The sequence below is a fragment of the Methylophilus sp. TWE2 genome (genome assembly GCF_001183865.1).
Taxonomy (GTDB): domain Bacteria; phylum Pseudomonadota; class Gammaproteobacteria; order Burkholderiales; family Methylophilaceae; genus Methylophilus.
In genome coordinates this window covers 2,369,812-2,387,896 of the sequence record NZ_CP012020.1, presented here as the reverse complement: position 1 = coordinate 2,387,896, position 18,085 = coordinate 2,369,812, and the positions used below count along the sequence as shown (strand labels likewise).

Below are 18,085 nucleotides of genomic sequence, written 5' to 3'. Positions count from 1 at the left end.
ATCTATGGTGTCTGATAACAAAATAATCTTCGGATATTTAGTTAGCGTAATCAATATTTTCATAACAACATTCTCTTATGCAGGAACAGAAATTTTTCCTGCAGAGTACATCGTGTTACCTGCGGGGACGCGATTAATCTCTGCCTTTTATTTCCACCGGGACTTTTCTGACTACTATGTGAGAGGCAAGCCTGCTTATGATGGGCAACTGAGAGGGCAGGCACTGGTCTCTGCCTATACCCAATACGGCGAAATATTAAGCCATCCAGCCTCTTGGTCAGTCACCTTGCCTTATATCAAGGCAGAACAAACAGCAGGCGCTTTGCCTGCCGGATTTGGTGAAAGCGCAGTAGGCTTGAGTGACCTTCGCTTTACCTATAACTTCTGGCCAATTCACTCGCCTGATAAAAACTATTCCTTGGCAGTTTCTACAAATGTGACACCACCCACTGGCCGTTATGATCATGATCAGGCGCTGAATGCAGGTGATAATCGCTGGATACTTTCAATGCAGCTAGGCTGGGTGCAAAAGTTATCAGAGTGCCTTTACTGGGACATCACACCTGAGTGGAAACGTTTCTCGACCAATACAGACTATGTAGCTGACTTTAGACTCAGACAATCCGACGTCTATTCTTTAACGTCATATTTGCGCTGGCAACCAATACCACTTTGGGAGTTTAGTGCTGGCATGCAAGTCAACAGAGGTGGTTCACAACGGGTAGATGAGTTTGAGTTGGATAATCCGACTAATCAAGAGCGTTACTTTTTAGCAGCGCGTAAAATGCTAACCCCACTCACTTTTTTGTCGTTACGCTATTCTCAGGATAGTCGGGTTGATAACGACCTGAAAATCAATTCTGATCTGGTATTTCGGTTGGGCTGGTTTTTTTAGTCGCCTATACAATATTTGGGCCGCTTAGCTCTTGAATAGAAGTAACCTCACAATGAAAGCAATTAAGAGAAACCTGTACTTATATTCGAAGGCACTAGGTCGTGCTTTAGGTGTTTTGCTTGCGACGAACCACCCCAGCCATCATGCCTAAACCTGCAAACAGCATTATGACCCTGCTAGGCTCAGGCACTGGTGATATTTGTGATGGAGAGATCAAAAGTGAAGGATCAAGAGGCTCGCCCCAGCGAGCAGCGGATGTATTGACCGCCACAATACCATCTTTCTTTCCGTTAATACTCGCATCCCAATTTGCGTTCAAAGTGACTTCTGAAAAACCACCTGATGTTTGAAGTTTAATGTTGGTTGAGAGACTAATATTACACATGACAGACAATGCACCTGCCGCAGCATCTAAACAGCTGCGAGACTTTTCACTATTATCTCCGTCAATGGGGTAGACAAGTCCACCGCCTGCACTGCCACCAACAGTCCAATACTCAATCAACTTATCAATACTTTCATTGATGGTGAAAGTCTGCTGATTGGGAGAGTTAGCGTCGATGTTGTAAGTATAACTAATTGTTTTTACGGCCGGCCTGCCATCGCTTGTGGTTGAAATATCGGCTGGTTGCCAAGCAAGATTGAATAAATTAAATTCCACTATCAGAACACTGCTACCAGTTGACGCAGGCAGAAAAGCATGGTCATGATTAGGAGTAGGTAAAAATCTGGAATTTACATCCAAGGTAAGTTGAAAGTCTAGTGGGTGTGTTGTCAGTTCCGCTGTGCTCGGGGCAGAGGGATCCAGGATGAAGTTCCAGTGATTCTTTAATTCAGCAGATGCAATACCAAAACCACCTGCGCTATCAACTTGAATCACAGGAGGCATTTGAATCCAAGGCGCATTTGCTGGCGGTGATACAGCATGTTCGGTCCATCTATAAATATTGGTCCCACTCGTTTTTGTTATTATTTGACCAGTCCGCGCACTTGCCACTGATAATGAACTGGCTTCAAATGTACGTGGGATATTATCTGAAAATATAATCGGCCCAGACAATTTCGCTTCTCTGGAAACGCCTGCTCCACCAATGTAGTAGTATTGAGGATCGACTCGGCTACCATTACTATTAAAGCCAAAAGTCTCAATAGGTGGTAGGCTAGTGACAAGTGGTGCAGGGCTACCGCTAACACTTGATAAAATTTGCGCATTGGCTTGTTGTACTGCGTCAAAATTTCGATCATTAACAACATAGGCACCAGCATTAGGTGAACTAAATCCCATAAAAAGCAATGCCAGAGTTGATAGAAATTTGCTTCTATTTTTAAAGCACATATTAAATTTCACCAAATTAATTTTTTAAAAATATCCACTTCCAATTGGCATCCCTGACAATCGTCGACTTGACCATAATAAGTGATCATATTTTAGGCAAATGTTTTTGCTTGCGAATCACCATGCCAGACACTAAGCCTAAACCTCCAATAAGCAAGACAATGTTCTCAGGTTCTGGTACTGCCGAGACTTGTCCTAGGGTCACTGCCCATACAAAAGATTGGCGATTCATCAATTGATCCATCCCAAGACCTATATCAGTATCGAAAACGAGCGCGCGATCAGGTTGCCACTGCAAGTACTCGCTACCAAGCCAGTATTCGCCAAATTGTTCATTATCAAATGTGTTTGTATCTGGAATAGCGTTGAATGCAACACCATTTAATTCATCGTAAAAAAGTTCTGGGAATTCATCACCACCGCCGAAGTTGATACTTTTTGGCAAAAACCACTGATTGCTACTAGGCTTAATGTCGTGACTAACATGATCAATTTAGCCACCTTTGCAATTTGAGGGTTAGGCATAGTGCTTCCTTAAGATAAATCAATGATTAAAAATTCTTATTCAAACTAAAGTGCACAATATTTTGCGTATCAATCCCCGGTACATCCGCCACCAGTTGTTTGGCAGCATCAACTCGCATGGTGAACTGATACGGCAGGCCAGCTCTTAAGCCCACCCCCCAAGCACTTAAACGTTTATTTGCTTCTTCACCTGGCAGTTTGTCTACACTGTTCAAGCGGGCGGCATCGTAGAACAACACGCCTTGCAAACGAGAAGTGTTTATGCCGCTACCAAGCTCCCAGAATGGACTCTGAAGCTCGGTACGAATGACAGAGCCTTCGTCACCAAAAGCATAGGCTTCGGCAAAGCCGCGCACAGATTGCACACCGCCGCCAGTGAGTTGCTCGGTACCGAGCAGGTTAGTATCTGACCATTGCATGCGGGCAGAAATCATCCATGTCCAGTTATGCGGTAAATAAGTGGCGCGCTGTATGAACAGTGTTTGATATTGATAGTCTGACTTGGCCCCGAATCTGGCGGCATTAAAGGCGGCATCTTCATTTTCGTTGCCATGACCACCTGGTGAATACACCCAGTTGAGTGAGCCTGTGGTTTGCCCCCAGCGGTCTTTTAATGTGCCACTATAGCCTAGGTTGAACTGATAGATTTTTGTCAGTGTGTTTGAAACAGGTGTTTGGCTAAACAGCAAGTTGTTATCCGCCCGTTTGTAATCAAAGCCTGCGTTGAGGCCGTGGGTATAGTCATGCAGATGTTTAAGCGGCGCGTCATAGCGCAAGGATAAAATGCTGGTTCGGCCTTGTGAATCAAAAGGCTGCGGCAAGTCACTGTTGATTTTTGAGACATTACCGCTAACGCTCAATAAATGGCGCCATGGCAATGGAATCACATAACTCAAGCTATGCGATTCAAAACGGTTAAAATTTGGGTTACCATTGAGCGCATAAGTGATTTGCTGGTCAGTGCCAAACACATTGCCCCACCCGGCAGAAAAAGTCACACGGTCGCGGTCAGTGGTTTTGGTGCCGTAATTATCATATCCTAGTGAAAAGGCATAAGGCTTGCGATCAGTCACCATCAAGCTTACATCGGTTTGACCAAACGCCTTACCAGGCTCTGTCACGATTTTTGCATTGCGGTAAGGGTTGGAGCGGTTAATCCACTCAACATCCTCATCCAGTACTTCTTGCGTTAATACGTCACCAGGCTTTACCCGCAACAAGGGGCGGAGAGTATCCTCAGTAAACACGTTCTCACCAATGTTTTTTACATTCACAGTGCCCACATTTGCCTGAGTCACCAGTATCTTTAAACGACCTTTATCCAGCGTTTGTTCAGGTAAAGTCGCTACCGCAAATTGCTTGTTTGCGATCACCAGTGATGCGTTGACTTTTTCTATGATGGTCTGCAACAGTGCCTCAGTGACGGGCTGGCCGATATAGCCAGCCAGCATCTCTTTTAATGACTGGCTATTGAGGCCAGTGTCATCAGCCACATTCACGCCACTCTCGATTGGACTTTCTTCGGCGTGTGAGGTCACAAGCACACTATCTAGCAATATGGAGTTTTGCGATTCGGCTCGTGCGTTTGTCAATAAAAAGTTTAATAACGCAGAAATGAGTATGAGTTGTTTTTTAGTAGGTCGCATAATTGATTTCAGTTGATTTTATTAAAATGATTTATTCACCTGCTCTGATAATGGTACTTTTATAATCGTTTAGTAACTCAATCATTTGACCAATTACTGCACGTTGTTTAAGGAAGGTTGAAATGTCATTAGAAGTCTTGTTAACCGTATAAACCAAATCACCATACCATTCAATCTCTGATTTTTCATCACCCCACAACATTGCAAGGTTGACCTTGGTTTCTTTGCTATTTGAAATGCCCCTTGAAGCCTTTCTACTATCAACATGCTCTAATAATGCTTTAAGCTCTTTGTTTATTTGTATCTGATTTTCAAATTTTTTATCAATCGTGGCGATCATCCCTTCCAGCTTGTCTATGGCGCTTTCAAATATAAAAACCCTCAGTTCAGCCTCTGTCGATTGGTTAACGTAATTTTGATTACCGTTTATACTTCTCTCATATAAAGTTAATCCATCACGCGCTTTTTGGTAGTTTGGATCAGCTAAATTACTAAAAGTGTCTATCATGTCTTTTGTTGAAAATCCTGTAATATTCTGTAGCTCGCTCCCATTCACAGCATTTATTCGATCTGCAATCACAAAACCAGCTAGCTTAATGTCAACTTTATTTTTTAGGTCAGCAATACTCTCCAGCGTTTTTTGATTTCTGCCATTTTTTAAAATAGCCTCTTCCAAGGTCTTAATATTGTTCATCCACATTGTCAGTTGCTGATCCTCGTATTTAGCAGCTTGGGCAATTCGATTTTCATGCAGTGGGTCGTAATCAGGTAGGTTTTTTAATAACGCTTGCAGAATATATTTTTCATATTCCTCAACCACTTTTTTTGCGGTAGCGTCATTGGGGTCACTTGCTAGTTTTTGTTTGGCTTGATTCAGAATTTGGAGCCACCATACAAGGTTTTGGTCACCTGTTTTTGCAACTAAATCATCAAGTGTGTAGTTGCTTGATGGGTAACCAAGTAATGCTAGTTGAAATTTAAGTATTTCATTGGGCCCGCTAATGGCTGGTGTTGGTCCAATTACAATTCCACAACCCGCTGCCACGCACTGTTGTGGTGGGGTGCCGACGCCTGGATTACTACCAGTATTACCACCTCCAGTGCTTGCTGACCCTTGCTTGTAATAAATACCAGCGGCCGAAGTGCCTGCATCCCCAAAGTATTTACCAAATGTGGGTGGATTGTTGCTGACACTGGCTGAGCTAGGTAAAGTGAGTTGTGAGGTAGAAGGGACAAATAAGCGGATATTGTCGCCAAACAGATTAACGCCATTGGCAAATGACATGGTGCCGTTGCCAGTGCCGCCGTTGTTATTGTCAGCCACCAGCGTGAGGTTGTTTGACCATAAATAGGTGTTAGCGCCATTGACTGTTAAATTGCGGCCAGCTTTGAGGTTAAGCTCGGCAGTAGTGGAGTCTGGGCCAAAGCCAAACACTCGCACTTCTTGGTTGACATTAATATCGCGTTCGGCCAAGAGTGTGAGCGAGCGGTTACCAACATCAAATAAATAGGCGCTATTGTCGGCAACATCAGCAAAGGTGATATCACCGTTACCACCCCCCGCTGAACTTGTGGTAATGGTGACGTTGGCTAGGCTTAAGGCGTTTCTGAGGTCTGTGGCTGTAATGATTGAAGTGTTGCCTGAAACAGCCGTTGAACCCGTGGCGGGGTCGTTATTAATGGTAATGTCGGTGGGGTCTAGCAACAGGTTGCCGAATTTGCCATTGTTTGCAGAGAGGTCTACCGTGCCCTGATAATTTAGCACTTGTTTGCCTGAGACTTCTGCAAAGCCACCATCACCGTTTAATGCACCCCCTTTGGCGCTCAGGTGACCACGATAAAGTGTATTGTTATCTGACCATAAATAAATATCACCACCATTGCCTTGTTCTGTAGCATCCGCATTGATCACAGCCCCTTTGGCAACCGTGAGTGTTTCGGCGTTTTGCAGGTTAGGGTCTTGACCTTTGTAGCCGCCACCCAGCGCAATCGTGCCCCCGCCTTGTTTGCCACTTGCGTCCAGTTTGGCTTCCTCCGTCAGCGCAACATGCTGGCCTGTGACTTGAATCTCACCCCCTTTATCACCTTGTTTGGCAGTGAGTGTGCCATCCACGCTTGCAGTGCCAGATTTGGCATTGATAATGATTTTGCCGCCTACGTTATTCATACTGATGGCGCTGATACTGCCACCGGTATTCACCGCCAATGCGTAAGGGTTACCACCCACTGCCTTGAGTTCAACCTGTGCCGCCTGAATTTGTCCTTGGTTGTCTACGCTGCCCATGTCTTTGAGCGCAGTGGGTTTAATCAGGATTTTTTCATTGCTTGAAGGCATCAGCATCAAGTCGGTTGCACTTGCCATGCCGACTGTGCCGGCATCTGCTTTAATGTTGCCCTGGTTGCTCACGTTGTGGGCAATTAAAAACACATTGCCGCTACTGGCGTTGAGAGTACCCAAATTGGTGATGCTGGCGAGTGAATTACCAAAAAAGTTTATTGCACCGCCCAGCAGAAACTCGCTATCTTTCACATCTCGTGTACTGGCGATAAATGCAGCGGTGTTGATGGTGGCGCCATTACCGACGAGAATACCGTTAGGGTTGATGAGATACACTTGTCCGTTGGAACTGAGCGTTCCCAGAATTTCTGAGGGGTTGCCGCCAACAACACGGTTTAATACTGCAGAAGATGCACTTGGCATTTGAAAATGCGTGGTTTCACCTGGTGCAATCGAAAACCCTTGCCAGTTTATGATTGCGTTTTGGGTCGTTTGCTCAATGTGCGTAAGCGCACCCTGTTGTTGTATGATGGCTGTGCCAGAAATGACTTGGCCGTCTGTAGGCCCTGCGATGAGCGCGTGTGCATAGCAGAGAGATATTAGTGCGTAGATTTTTTTTAATTTTGGGGTATGCATGACTGATGTACGGTTTATTGGTATGCCTTGCATCATAAACATACGATAATTATTTGTATGTCACCCGATCGTGCGACATATGCCGGTTTTATTTGAGTTAATATTGCATGGTCAATGTTAATCACCCCCCCTAAAGTGAACAGTAACTACAAAATAGGCATCATTGAGGACGATGCATTGTTGGCCCAAATGCTCAGAACACTTTTGCAAGCTGATCATCGGGTTGAGTCCGTGATTCTTGCGCATGATTTGAGAGAGGGACTGGATCTTATCGCAACGCGATCAATGGACTTTTTAATTGTGGATATCGGATTGCCTGATGGAGACGGCACTACTGCGATTCAGCAGGTGCGTACCACTCAGCCCGACTGTACGGTCATGGTCTATAGTGTGTTTGAAGACGACGCGCGCTTGTTTAAAGCACTGCAAGCTGGTGCGCATGGCTATATCCAAAAGCAGGATGCCACTGAGGGGTTTTTAGAGACTTTGCTCAACAGGCAGGATGGATGCGTTGTCAGTCCGGCAATTGCAAAGAGGATGGTTGGTTTTTTTGCGGAGATAGTTCTGCCGACCGCTTCCACAACAGCAGATAAGAACATACTTTCTGCGAGAGAGAATGAAGTTCTGGTATTCATTAGTCAGGGAAAGAGTCTGAATGAGATTTCCAGAGTGATGGGGCTCTCACAGCATACTACCAAAACCTATCTTAGACGGATTTACGAAAAGCTTGAAGTAAACTCAAAATTACTTGCAGTCCAAAAAGCCAAGGAAAACTTTTGGATTTAATCTGTGTGTTTTTATCAATATATTTTTAAAGCGTTTTGAGAAGCGGATGAGGCTGATAGTTGAGGATGTTTGTGCATAGCTTTTTTAATCGTTGAGAAACCATGCTCAAGCATGATGTCATTCGCTAAAAATTGGTCCCAACTCATTTTAATATGCTGCATCAGTTGGTTTTATTGTGTGGCGCAGGCTGGTCCATCTACTCATCAAGTGGTCAAAAACATCATGCTAGGTATTTCCCAGCAGAGTTTTGAGACCGCTGATGATGACTTACTCCCAAATAATATGCCCACAGTATGGCGATCAGTGGAGTTGCCATACTATCAACCCCGGCAGATTGGTCAAGTTGACTCCAGATCAGAGGTTACTAGCTATTGGTTTAAGATAAATCTCACTTCTCAGATCCCCAAACATGGAAATCGTTATGCCGTTTATCTGCCAAGATGGCAAACGATTGGCAAAATTAAAGTATATGCCGACCAGCAATTGGTTTTTTCCTCCAACTCTGGTCCGGTATGGAATGGTTATAACTATCCTCTCTGGCTTACTTTTCAAGCTCACCAAATTCCAAAAACGTTATTGATTCGAGTGGATGCCAGCCAGCAGGCGGGAATGGGTTTATCTAAGATCTATTTCGGAGATGAGCAAGATCTCTATTTGAAATATCTTACTCGCACATGGGTACAAACTCACTTCCCTGAAATTGCAAGTAGCGCCTTACTTTTGACAGGATTATTTGCATTCACGATTTGGCTGAGGAGACGTGACGAATTTATTTACTTGTTGTTTTTTTGTGTCTCAATATTTTCCTACATCAGATGCATGCAATATTTCGTCGGTGTCAATCCCCTCATCATTCCTGAAAACTGGTTTAGTTGGTTAGTTGTGAATGCCTCTGGCTGGACGATTATTTTCACTTATGCAACCTGCTCACATCTTTATCAAATAAGTTTTAAACGACTTCAGTTTGGTTTAATTTGCATCATGGCACTGGTTAGCATTTTTACGCTTCCAACGTTGAACTTAGCCCATGATTTTGGCCAGGTATGGTCGATGGCAAGCCTGATAATTTTTGGGGTGCTTGTATTTTATGCTGGCATGATGGTAGTTGCGTCCTGGAAAAGCAGGTCAAAAGAGGGCGCTGTGTTATCGAGTGTGTTCGTGTTTAATATTCCTTTAGGCATTCATGACTTAATGTTGCAGAACTATCAAATCAGTTTGGAGAATGTTTATTTGCTGCCATATACCGCGATTGGTTCGATGTTTGTGCTGATTTTGATTGTCAGAGCACGCTACCTCAAAGCAATGAAAGATATTCAGCTTTCTAATATCCACTTGGAGACCAAGCTGGCAGCGCAAGAAAAAGAATTAAATGAAAGCTATGAAATTAAAAAACGACAGGAAAGGCAGCAGTTACTTTCGCATGAGCGTGAGAGATTAATGAAGGATATGCACGATGGATTTGGATCAACCTTATCTACGACGCTGATTCTGCTAAAAAATGGTCAGATTACACCCCAGCAAGTAGAGGGATATCTTGAGGAGTGTATTATCGACTTGAAACTGGTCATCGATTCGATTGAACCAGCCGAGAATACTTTGGATTCTGCATTGGCAAACTTTGCTTATCGTATAAAACAAAAACTTGCGTATACCAATATTGAACTTGACCAACAATTTGATTCTATTCCGGTAATTGAATGGATCACGCCAACTTACACTTTAGATATACTTAGAATCATCCAAGAAGTGTTTGCGAATATTTTCAAGCATGCCTCATCAAACCGTATTACATGGCAGGTATCGTCTCAATATCCCAATCTTGTCATCAATATTCAGGATAATGGCCGTGGATTCGATCACACTCAAGTAAGCAAAAGTCGAGGTTTAAAAAATATTCAAGTGCGTAGCAGGTCTCTTGGTGCTCATGTAGAGTGGTTAAGTGGTGCTGACGGAACAACTTTCACGATGACTATTCCCATGTATCGAGACGGTGAATAGTTTGTGTTTCTTATGTTTAAAGATAAAGTTTTTAGAAAATGCTCCAAAATATAGATGATCATCGCCGCTTTTCGGGTGTACGCAGGCTGTATGGCGAACAAGGACTGGCAAACTTGCAACAGGCACATGTGCTGGTCATCGGTATTGGTGGCGTCGGTTCCTGGACCGTGGAGGCGCTGGCGCGCAATGCCGTCGGCAAATTAACACTGGTCGACCTGGATAATGTTGCTGAATCAAATGTAAATCGCCAAATTCATGCGCTGGAAGAAAACCTGGGCAAGGCCAAAGTAACCGCCATGCGCGAGCGGATTGCAGCAATTAATCCGCAGTGTGAGGTGATTGAGGTCGAAGACTTCGTCACGCCGGATAATTTGCCACAAGTGCTGGCAAGCTTGCCGGATATTGTGGTGGACTGCATGGATGATACCAAGGCCAAGATTGCGCTGGCGGCTTATTGCAAGCAACATAAATTACCATTGGTGATGGTAGGCAGTGCAGGCGGCAAGTTGGATGCAACGCGTTTACGCCTGGCGGATTTGTCCCAGGTGCAGGGTGACCGCATGCTGGCGAAGGTGCGCAACCAGTTGCGTCGCGACCATGGGTTCCCCAAGGCGCCCGATCACAAAAAATCAGCCAGGTTCGGCATCATGGCAGTGTATTCGGACGAGCCGGTAGAGCGGCCAGAGGAAGCCTGTGATGCCTCGCAGACAGGTCTTACAGGTTTGAATTGCGCGGGATATGGTTCGAGTATTTGTGTCACTGCCAGCGCAGGATTCATCGCGGCACAGCAGGCTATACAGCACTTATTGGCGGCTTGATCACGTCAACTTTTTTTAAAAAACATTTTTATTTCACCAATTTCTGCCATCATAGGGTTGAACAATGTATTCAGGATGGCGTCTACCTTAAGGGCGCTTCTATAAATTCAAATGGCTAAGCCAGACAAGGCGCGATTTAAAAATTTGGACGCCGCATATAATTGATATGCTAGGAGAAATTTTTTAATCGCAACGCGGTATCGCAAAGGAAGTTGAGTTTATAGAAGCGCCCTTAAACAGGTCAGACATCATGTGACTATCTCTCCAGGTAAATACAGCGGTTTTCAGCCTGTGATCATGAGTTTAAGTCATTACACGATAGGCTACAGTGACATGTGGCCCACATTTGCTTAACCCATAAAGGTATTGCCATGCAATTGGACGTGTTTCTAAAAAAGGTTTCTATCAATCATGCCCTGAATACGCTGATCTGGCATATTGCCGAGGCGGGTATTGAGATTGCTGCGCTGGTCAGGCAGGGCTCGCTGGCAGGGGTCACCGAAAAAATGACCAGTACCAACGTGCAGGGCGAAACGCAGATGCATTTGGATATCCGTAGTCACGAAGTGGCGCTGGCCCAGTTACGTACCTCTGCAGTGGTGGCAGCGGTATTGTCTGAAGAAGAGGATAAGCCTGTGTTGTTTGAAACACTGGAGGCGCCTTTCCTGGTCAGCATGGACCCTTTGGACGGCTCTTCCAACTTGGCGATTAACGGTGTGGTGGGGAGCATTTTCTCGGTATTGCCCAATACTGGCCTGGCAGCCCTTGGTGAACAGGCTTTTTTACAGCCGGGCAAGGATCAGCGTGCGGCGGCTTATATCATGTATGGGCCAGCGACTTTGCTGGTGCTGACGATTGGCCAGGGCACGCATGTGTTTACATTAGACCACAGCAGCCAGGCGTTTGTATTGACAGAACAAACAGTCAAAGTCCCTGAAGAAACCTCAGAGTTTGCCATCAATGCCAGTAATCAGCGTTATTGGCAAGCCGCCGTTCAACGCTATATTGTCGAATGCTTGCAAGGCACGGAAGGGCCGCGTGGACGCGACTTTAATATGCGCTGGTGTGCAAGTATGGTGATGGATGTGCATCGTATTTTGACGCGTGGAGGGGTGTTCCTTTATCCGCGTGATAGCAAGCAACCGGTCAAGGCGGGCAGGTTAAGGTTGTTGTATGAAGCCAACCCAATGAGCTTGCTGGTGACGCAGGCGGGCGGAGAAAGTATAGACGGGCTGGAAGAGGTGTTGGCCATACAGCCAAACGGCTGCCATCAGCGCGTGCCAGTGTTGCTAGGCTCAAAACAGGAAGTTCAGCGCTTGCGCGACTATCATCAGCAAGCCGATTAGCATTAGCAAACCCATTAGCATTAGCAAACCCATTAGCATCATCAGCCTCACCTTAGAAGGAGTGTTACATGGCATTGATCTCACTCAGGCAGTTGCTGGACCACGCTGCGGAACATAGTTATGGTTACCCGGCATTCAATATCAATAATATGGAGCAGATACTCTCCATCATGAAAGCCGCCGATGAAGTCGATAGTGCGGTGATTTTGCAGGCGTCGGCTGGTGCAAGAGGCTATGCTGGTGAGTCATTCTTGCGCAAAATGGTAGAAGCTGCCATTGAGCAATATCCGCATATTCCAGTCTGTATGCACCAGGATCATGGCACCTCGCCCAAGATTTGCCAGATGGCGATACGTAGCGGGTTTTCTAGCGTAATGATGGATGGCTCTTTGAAAGAAGATCATAAAACGCCAGCCAGTTATGATTACAATGTGGATGTCACGCGTCGTGTCGTCGAGTTTGCCCATGCGGTGGGGGTTTCGGTAGAAGGTGAGCTTGGTGTGCTCGGCTCGCTTGAAACTGGCATGGCAGGCGAGGAGGATGGGGTAGGGGCAGAAGGTAAGCTGGATGAATCCCAATTGCTGACCGACCCCGACGAAGCCGCTGCTTTTGTCGAAGCGACCAAAGTCGACGCACTAGCCATTGCCATTGGCACCAGTCATGGCGCCTATAAATTCACGCGCCCACCTTCAGCGGATACGCTGTCGATTGAACGCATCCGGGAAATTCATGCCAAAATCCCTAACACGCACTTGGTGATGCATGGGTCTTCGAGTGTGCCGCAATCCTTGCTGGAACAAATCAGGCACTATGGCGGCAATATCAAGGAAACTTACGGTGTCCCGGTTTCGCAAATTGTCGAAGGGATTAAAAACGGGGTGCGTAAGGTCAATATTGATACCGATATCCGCCTGGCCATGACCGCCGCCATCCGTGCCCATCTGGCGGAGCACCCGGAGCAGTTTGATCCGCGACAATATTTTAAAGAAGCGACTGTTGCAGCGCAGCATTTGTGTAAAGAACGCTTCGAGGCCTTTGGTAGTGCCGGACAAGCGAGTAAGATAAAGGTTGTTCCACTGGAAAAAATGGCAGCCATTTATTAACACTGGCTGACAATACAAAACACAGCCTGAAAATAATGATAATCGAGGGGGCATGAGTAAAGGAATTTCATCATGCGACAAAAATTAGTCATTGGTAACTGGAAGCTGCATGGCGGCCTGCTTGAAAATCAAGGCCTTCTAAATCGTCTCAAGCAAGAGTTGCACGATCTACCTGGCGTGGATGCCGCGGTGTGTTTACCTTATGTATACCTGTTCCAGGCACAAACCCTGTTGCAAGATTCCCATATTGCCTGGGGCGCCCAAAACGTCAGCCAATTCACCGAAGGCGCTTTTACCTCCTGCATTTCAGCCAAAATGGTGGCCGAATTTGGCTGCACCTATACTATCATTGGCCATTCTGAGCGTCGCGCCCTCAAGCTCGAAAGTAACCAGGTCGCCACCAAACGCCTGCTTAATGCCCTGCATGCCGGGCTCACGCCTATTTTCTGTGTCGGTGAAACGCAGGATGAGCGCGATGGCAATATGGCTGAACTGATTGTGCGCAACCAGATGCTGAATGTCGTCTACGGCCTGGATGATGAAGCGTTTGCGCTGGCCAAAAAATTTAATATGGTCATTGCCTATGAGCCAGTGTGGGCGATTGGGACAGGTGAGCACGCCAGTCCGGAACAGGCGCAACGCATGCACGCTTTTATCCGCATGATGATCGCAGAGCGCGACCGCGAGTTTGCAGATCGTATCCGTATTGTCTATGGTGGCAGTATGACCCCAAAAAACGCGCACAGCCTGCTCAGTATGCTGGATATCGATGGTGGTTTGCTGGGGCGCGCAGCTTTAGTGGCAGAAGATTTTGTCGAAATCTGCAGAATTGCCAGCCGTTGCTACATGCAAAAAACAGCGTTCAGGGAACCCTCGCCCGTCATGCCAGTCATTTGAGGCATGACATCCATATTCAAAGGCAATAAAAGTAGTTTACCGTCAAAAAGCTGCCAGCAATGTGGCAGGCCCATGACCTGGCGAAAAGCATGGGCCAATAATTGGGAGCAAGTGAAGTATTGCTCTGAACGCTGCCGCCGTGCCTCCAAAATGATCGCAGCATGAGGCACCTCATTATCATCCTTGGCGATCAGCTCACGCTGGATAATCCTGCATTGGAGGGGTTTGATCCTGCCCAAGACCATATTGTGATGGCCGAAGTGGAGGAGGAATCGACGCACGTCTGGGCACATAAGCAGCGCATTATTCTCTTTCTCTCAGCCATGCGGCATTTCGCCGCCCACTTGCAAGCGCAGTCTCTGCCGCTCACCTATTTCAAACTCAATGAACATGCCTACCCAAACCTGTCAGCGGTCTGGCAGGCCATGCTGTTGCAACATAGCCCCTCTGCGATGAAGGTTTGCGAGCCTGGCGACTGGCGGGTTTGGCAGGCCTTGCAAGCTGTGGCAGACCAGCACTCAACGTCTTTGGAGGTATTGGAAGACACGCATTTTATGTGCAGCCGGGCCCAATTCCAACGCTGGGCGGCCAAATATGGCGATAAAAATCCTTCTTTGCGCATGGAGTTCTTTTACCGTGGCATGCGTAAAAAACACCAGATTCTGATGGAAGGCGACGCACCAGCAGGTGGGGACTGGAACTACGATCACGATAACCGTCAACCTTTGGGCAAGCAGGGACCACAGGATTTGTTGCCGCCGCCAGTCTTTAGCCCGGATGCAGTGACTCAAGAAGTGATGGCATTGGTGCAGGAGCGGTTTGCACAGCATCCGGGTGCGCTGGATCTGTTTGCCTGGCCAGTCACGCGCGATCAGGCCTTGGATTTGCTGCAACACTTTATTGCGGAAAAGTTGCCACTGTTTGGCCCATATCAAGACGCCATGTGGCAAGACCAGCCATATTTATGGCATTCATTGCTGGCCTCTGCAATGAACCTTAAATTGCTTAACCCGCGAGAAGTGATTGCAGCTGCCGAGCAAGCTTATCTCGCAGGGCACGCGCCGCTGGGGTGTGTCGAAGGTTTTATCCGCCAGATATTGGGTTGGCGTGAATTTGTGCGCGGCGTGTATTGGCTGGAAATGCCAGCAATTAAGTCGGCAAATTATTTCCAGCATCAGCGGGATTTACCAGTCTGGTTCTGGACGGGAGACACGCATATGCAGTGTTTATCGCAGTGTATCGGCCAGACCTTGCGTACCGGCTATGCCCATCATATCCAGCGCCTGATGGTCATCGGCCTGTTCTCGACCTTGGCACAGCTGTCACCGCAGCAAGTTTCTGACTGGTTCCTGGCGGTGTATGTCGATGCCGTAGAGTGGGTGGAACTGCCAAATGTGATGGGCATGGCCTTGTATGCCAACGGTGGGCGCTTTACCAGTAAACCTTACGTAGCAAGCGGGGCTTACATTCAGCGCATGAGCAATTATTGCAAAAGCTGCCGCTATGATCCCAAGCAAAAGACGGGTGAGCATGCGTGTCCATTTACCACGCTCTATTGGGCATTTCTCATCAAACACGAGGCCAGTTTGGCGAGTAACCAGCGTACGCGGCTCATGGTCAAGCATGTGGCTAATCTTTCAGCAGACGAGCGTTCTGCCATCAATGACATGGCCACGCTAAGATTGCAGCACCTCGATCAATTGTAATGCGCAATCTGCTAAATTCACAAAACTGTCACAATAGTCGCCAGTTCAGCCGATACAATAATCGCCATGAAAAATAATACGCCTGCCTTGCTCGATAGAGACCTCAGTATTCTCAGTTTTAACGCACGTGTATTGTCCCTGGCGCAACGTGAAGACTATCCGCTACTGGAACGCCTGCGTTTTTTATGTATTGTGTCTAATAATCTCGATGAGTTCTTTGAAGTGCGCATGCCATTACAGATGGAAGCGTATCAGCAGGGCGTTACCAGTGGCCCGGTCACGGCGGCCACCTGCGAACAGGTGGCGCAAATGGCACATGGCCTGGTCTCACAGCAATATCAGTTATTCAATGACGCCCTAATGCCGGCACTCGCCAAAGAGCGCGTGCATCTGGTATCCGGCACTGTCCGTACGCCAGAGCAAACCACCTGGGTCGCCAACTATTTCAAACGTGAAGTGCTGCCGTTCTTGATGCCGGTCTCGCTGGACCCATCGCATCCGTTCCCGCAAGTGGCCAACAAATCGCTTAACTTTATTGTGCGCATTGCGGTGGACGGTGAAGAAAAGATTGCCATTGTCCGGGCGCCGCGCGTGGTGCCGCGCTTGATCCAGTTGCCACCCTCTATCAGCAAGGGCGATCAGTGCTTTGTATCGCTGACCAGTATTATCCGCGCTAACTTGGAAGTCTTGTTCCAGGGCGCCAAGATCCTGCATTTTTCACAATTCCGCGTCACACGTAACAGTGACCTGGAAGTCGATGAAGACGATGTGATCAACCTGCGTACGGCATTGCGCGAAGAGTTAGCGCACCGCCAATATGGAGAAGCCGTCCGGCTGGAGGTCACACAGGAGTGCGATGACACGCTGGCCGAGTTCCTGCTGAAACAGTTTAATTTGCCGCCACTAGCGCTCTACCGGGTCAATGGCCCGGTAAACCTTGGGCGCTTGATCCAGCTGCCAGACATGGCTAAGGGTGACCATCTTAAATTTGTGCCTTTCCAGCCGCATTGGCCACAGCATATCAAAAAGAATCTTTCCCTACTGGCGCAGATGCGCGAAAAAGATTTGCTCATTCACCAGCCTTATGAGAGCTTTGAGGTGGTCATCCAGTTACTGGAAGAAGCGGTCAAGGATGAGCATGTGTTAGCCATCCGTATGACTATTTACCGAACAGGTGCTGATCCGCGTATGTTGCGCTTGCTACAAGAAGCGGTCCGCCGAGGTAAGGAAGTCCTGGTGGTGGTGGAGCTCAAGGCGAGATTTGATGAAGAGGCCAATATCAACTGGGCCGAGGCGCTAGAGTCCGTGGGAGCCCAGGTGGTGTATGGTGTGGTGGGTCTGAAAACACATGCCAAAATGCTGCTGATCATGCGCCGTGAAGGTAAAGCTATCCACCGCTATGGCCATCTTTCTACCGGTAACTACAATCCTAAAACCACCCGCCTGTATACCGACTGGAGCATGTTAACTGCAGACGCCAATCTGACACGCGAAATGGAGGCGGTTTTCCGCCACCTGACCAGTGAGTTGCCTATCCCGGCCATGAAACATTTACTGGTTGCCCCGTTTACCTTGCAAGCCAGCATGATCAGGCAATTGATCAAGGCACAGCGCATCGCCAAGCTGGGTAAGCCTGCCCGGGTGATTGCCAAAATGAATGCACTGACAGATGTGCCGTTGGTCAATGCCTTGATGAAAGCCGCCGCTGCTGGCGTCGAGATCGATTTGATTGTACGGGGAGCGTGCATTCTGCCAGTCGACTCACCGGTGGTGAATGGGCGCATCAGAGTGCGCTCTATTGTTGGGCGCTTGCTTGAGCATTCACGCGTATTTTATTTTGAGCTGGATGGTCAAGTGCAGATGTGGCTTTCAAGTGCAGACTGGATGAGCCGCAATATGGTGCGCCGCGTAGAGCTGGCATGGCCAATTAAAGATCCTGCGATGCAGCAGCGGATTTATCAGGAAAGCCTGCAGCTATACCTGCAGGACAACAAAGATGCCTGGCAGCTCACAGAACACGGCCAATATATCCCAGTCGCAGAGCAATCAGGCGATGCCGAGCCGCTGTCTTGCCAGCGCTTGTTACTGCAACAATACCATTCCATGTAATACATC

At 47.3% G+C, this 18,085-nt stretch carries 14 protein-coding genes; 10 read left to right on the top strand and 4 right to left on the bottom strand.

What is annotated here, in order from left to right; translation table 11 throughout:
• Positions 1-4 precede the first annotated feature (4 nt).
• Entirely contained in the window at positions 5-895 is an 891-nt protein-coding gene (locus tag ACJ67_RS11180) for a transporter (protein ID WP_049639132.1), read from the top strand.
• A gap of 106 nt (positions 896-1,001) precedes the next feature.
• Here ACJ67_RS11180 and ACJ67_RS11175 read toward each other — a convergent pair whose 3' ends face one another.
• From ACJ67_RS11175 to ACJ67_RS11160, 4 genes are all read right to left on the bottom strand, one after another.
• Complete coding sequence (locus ACJ67_RS11175) at positions 1,002-2,243, bottom strand: PEP-CTERM sorting domain-containing protein (RefSeq protein ID WP_197080609.1); 1,242 nt, start codon at positions 2,241-2,243, stop codon at positions 1,002-1,004.
• 73 nt (positions 2,244-2,316) lie between these two features.
• On the bottom strand, positions 2,317-2,676 hold the full coding sequence (locus ACJ67_RS11170) for a PEP-CTERM sorting domain-containing protein (protein WP_049639130.1): 360 nt from the start codon (positions 2,674-2,676) through the stop codon (positions 2,317-2,319).
• A 106-nt stretch (positions 2,677-2,782) separates the two neighbouring features.
• Positions 2,783-4,294 (bottom strand): ShlB/FhaC/HecB family hemolysin secretion/activation protein, encoded by a 1,512-nt coding sequence (locus tag ACJ67_RS11165; RefSeq protein WP_197080608.1) that lies wholly within the window; start codon positions 4,292-4,294, stop codon positions 2,783-2,785.
• Between the two features lie 139 nt (positions 4,295-4,433).
• Entirely contained in the window at positions 4,434-7,316 is a 2,883-nt protein-coding gene (locus tag ACJ67_RS11160) for a filamentous hemagglutinin N-terminal domain-containing protein (protein WP_049639128.1), read from the bottom strand.
• Between the two features lie 114 nt (positions 7,317-7,430).
• On the opposite strand from ACJ67_RS11160, the gene ACJ67_RS11155 reads away from it, so the two are divergent.
• The 9 genes from ACJ67_RS11155 (at position 7,431) to ppk1 (ending at position 18,079) form a co-directional block, all read left to right on the top strand.
• A complete protein-coding gene (locus ACJ67_RS11155; RefSeq protein WP_049639127.1) occupies positions 7,431-8,102 on the top strand; it encodes a response regulator transcription factor in 672 nt (223 codons plus the stop codon).
• Positions 8,103-8,213: 111 nt separating this feature from the next.
• On the top strand, positions 8,214-10,100 hold the full coding sequence (locus ACJ67_RS11150; protein WP_049639126.1) for a sensor histidine kinase: 1,887 nt from the start codon (positions 8,214-8,216) through the stop codon (positions 10,098-10,100).
• 38 nt (positions 10,101-10,138) lie between these two features.
• Positions 10,139-10,918, top strand: coding sequence for a ThiF family adenylyltransferase (locus ACJ67_RS11145; RefSeq protein WP_049639125.1), 780 nt, complete (start codon positions 10,139-10,141; stop codon positions 10,916-10,918).
• A 371-nt stretch (positions 10,919-11,289) separates the two neighbouring features.
• The gene (locus ACJ67_RS11140) at positions 11,290-12,264 is read left to right on the top strand and encodes a class 1 fructose-bisphosphatase (RefSeq protein ID WP_049639906.1); all 975 of its coding nucleotides are present in this window, start codon (positions 11,290-11,292) and stop codon (positions 12,262-12,264) included.
• A gap of 68 nt (positions 12,265-12,332) precedes the next feature.
• Positions 12,333-13,367, top strand: coding sequence for a class II fructose-bisphosphate aldolase (fba, locus tag ACJ67_RS11135; RefSeq protein ID WP_049639124.1), 1,035 nt, complete (start codon positions 12,333-12,335; stop codon positions 13,365-13,367).
• A gap of 72 nt (positions 13,368-13,439) precedes the next feature.
• Positions 13,440-14,264 carry a triose-phosphate isomerase gene (tpiA, locus tag ACJ67_RS11130; protein WP_049639123.1) on the top strand — a complete coding sequence of 275 codons (825 nt, stop codon included), beginning with the start codon at positions 13,440-13,442 and terminating at the stop codon, positions 14,262-14,264.
• A gap of 3 nt (positions 14,265-14,267) precedes the next feature.
• Positions 14,268-14,429 (top strand): DUF2256 domain-containing protein, encoded by a 162-nt coding sequence (locus tag ACJ67_RS15135; protein ID WP_082164015.1) that lies wholly within the window; start codon positions 14,268-14,270, stop codon positions 14,427-14,429.
• Positions 14,426-15,970: a cryptochrome/photolyase family protein gene (locus ACJ67_RS11125; protein WP_049639122.1), complete on the top strand. Its 1,545-nt coding sequence runs from the start codon at positions 14,426-14,428 to the stop codon at positions 15,968-15,970. The genes ACJ67_RS15135 and ACJ67_RS11125 overlap by 4 nt, the downstream gene beginning before the upstream one ends.
• A gap of 66 nt (positions 15,971-16,036) precedes the next feature.
• Positions 16,037-18,079 (top strand): polyphosphate kinase 1, encoded by a 2,043-nt coding sequence (gene ppk1, locus ACJ67_RS11120; protein WP_049639121.1) that lies wholly within the window; start codon positions 16,037-16,039, stop codon positions 18,077-18,079.
• Positions 18,080-18,085: the final 6 nt, after the last annotated feature.

Excerpts from the sequence above, each read along its gene's own strand:
- ACJ67_RS11180 (WP_049639132.1), top strand. The coding sequence starts at position 5 with ATGGTGTCTGATAACAAAATAATCTTCGGATATTTAGTTAGCGTAATC.
- ACJ67_RS11160 (WP_049639128.1), bottom strand. The coding sequence starts at position 7,316 with ATGCATACCCCAAAATTAAAAAAAATCTACGCACTAATATCTCTCTGC.
- ACJ67_RS11155 (WP_049639127.1), top strand. The coding sequence starts at position 7,431 with ATGTTAATCACCCCCCCTAAAGTGAACAGTAACTACAAAATAGGCATC.
- ACJ67_RS11150 (WP_049639126.1), top strand. The coding sequence starts at position 8,214 with ATGATGTCATTCGCTAAAAATTGGTCCCAACTCATTTTAATATGCTGC.
- ACJ67_RS11145 (WP_049639125.1), top strand. The coding sequence starts at position 10,139 with ATGCTCCAAAATATAGATGATCATCGCCGCTTTTCGGGTGTACGCAGG.
- ACJ67_RS11140 (WP_049639906.1), top strand. The coding sequence starts at position 11,290 with ATGCAATTGGACGTGTTTCTAAAAAAGGTTTCTATCAATCATGCCCTG.
- fba (WP_049639124.1), top strand. The coding sequence starts at position 12,333 with ATGGCATTGATCTCACTCAGGCAGTTGCTGGACCACGCTGCGGAACAT.
- tpiA (WP_049639123.1), top strand. The coding sequence starts at position 13,440 with ATGCGACAAAAATTAGTCATTGGTAACTGGAAGCTGCATGGCGGCCTG.
- ACJ67_RS15135 (WP_082164015.1), top strand. The coding sequence starts at position 14,268 with ATGACATCCATATTCAAAGGCAATAAAAGTAGTTTACCGTCAAAAAGC.
- ACJ67_RS11125 (WP_049639122.1), top strand. The coding sequence starts at position 14,426 with ATGAGGCACCTCATTATCATCCTTGGCGATCAGCTCACGCTGGATAAT.
- ppk1 (WP_049639121.1), top strand. The coding sequence starts at position 16,037 with ATGAAAAATAATACGCCTGCCTTGCTCGATAGAGACCTCAGTATTCTC.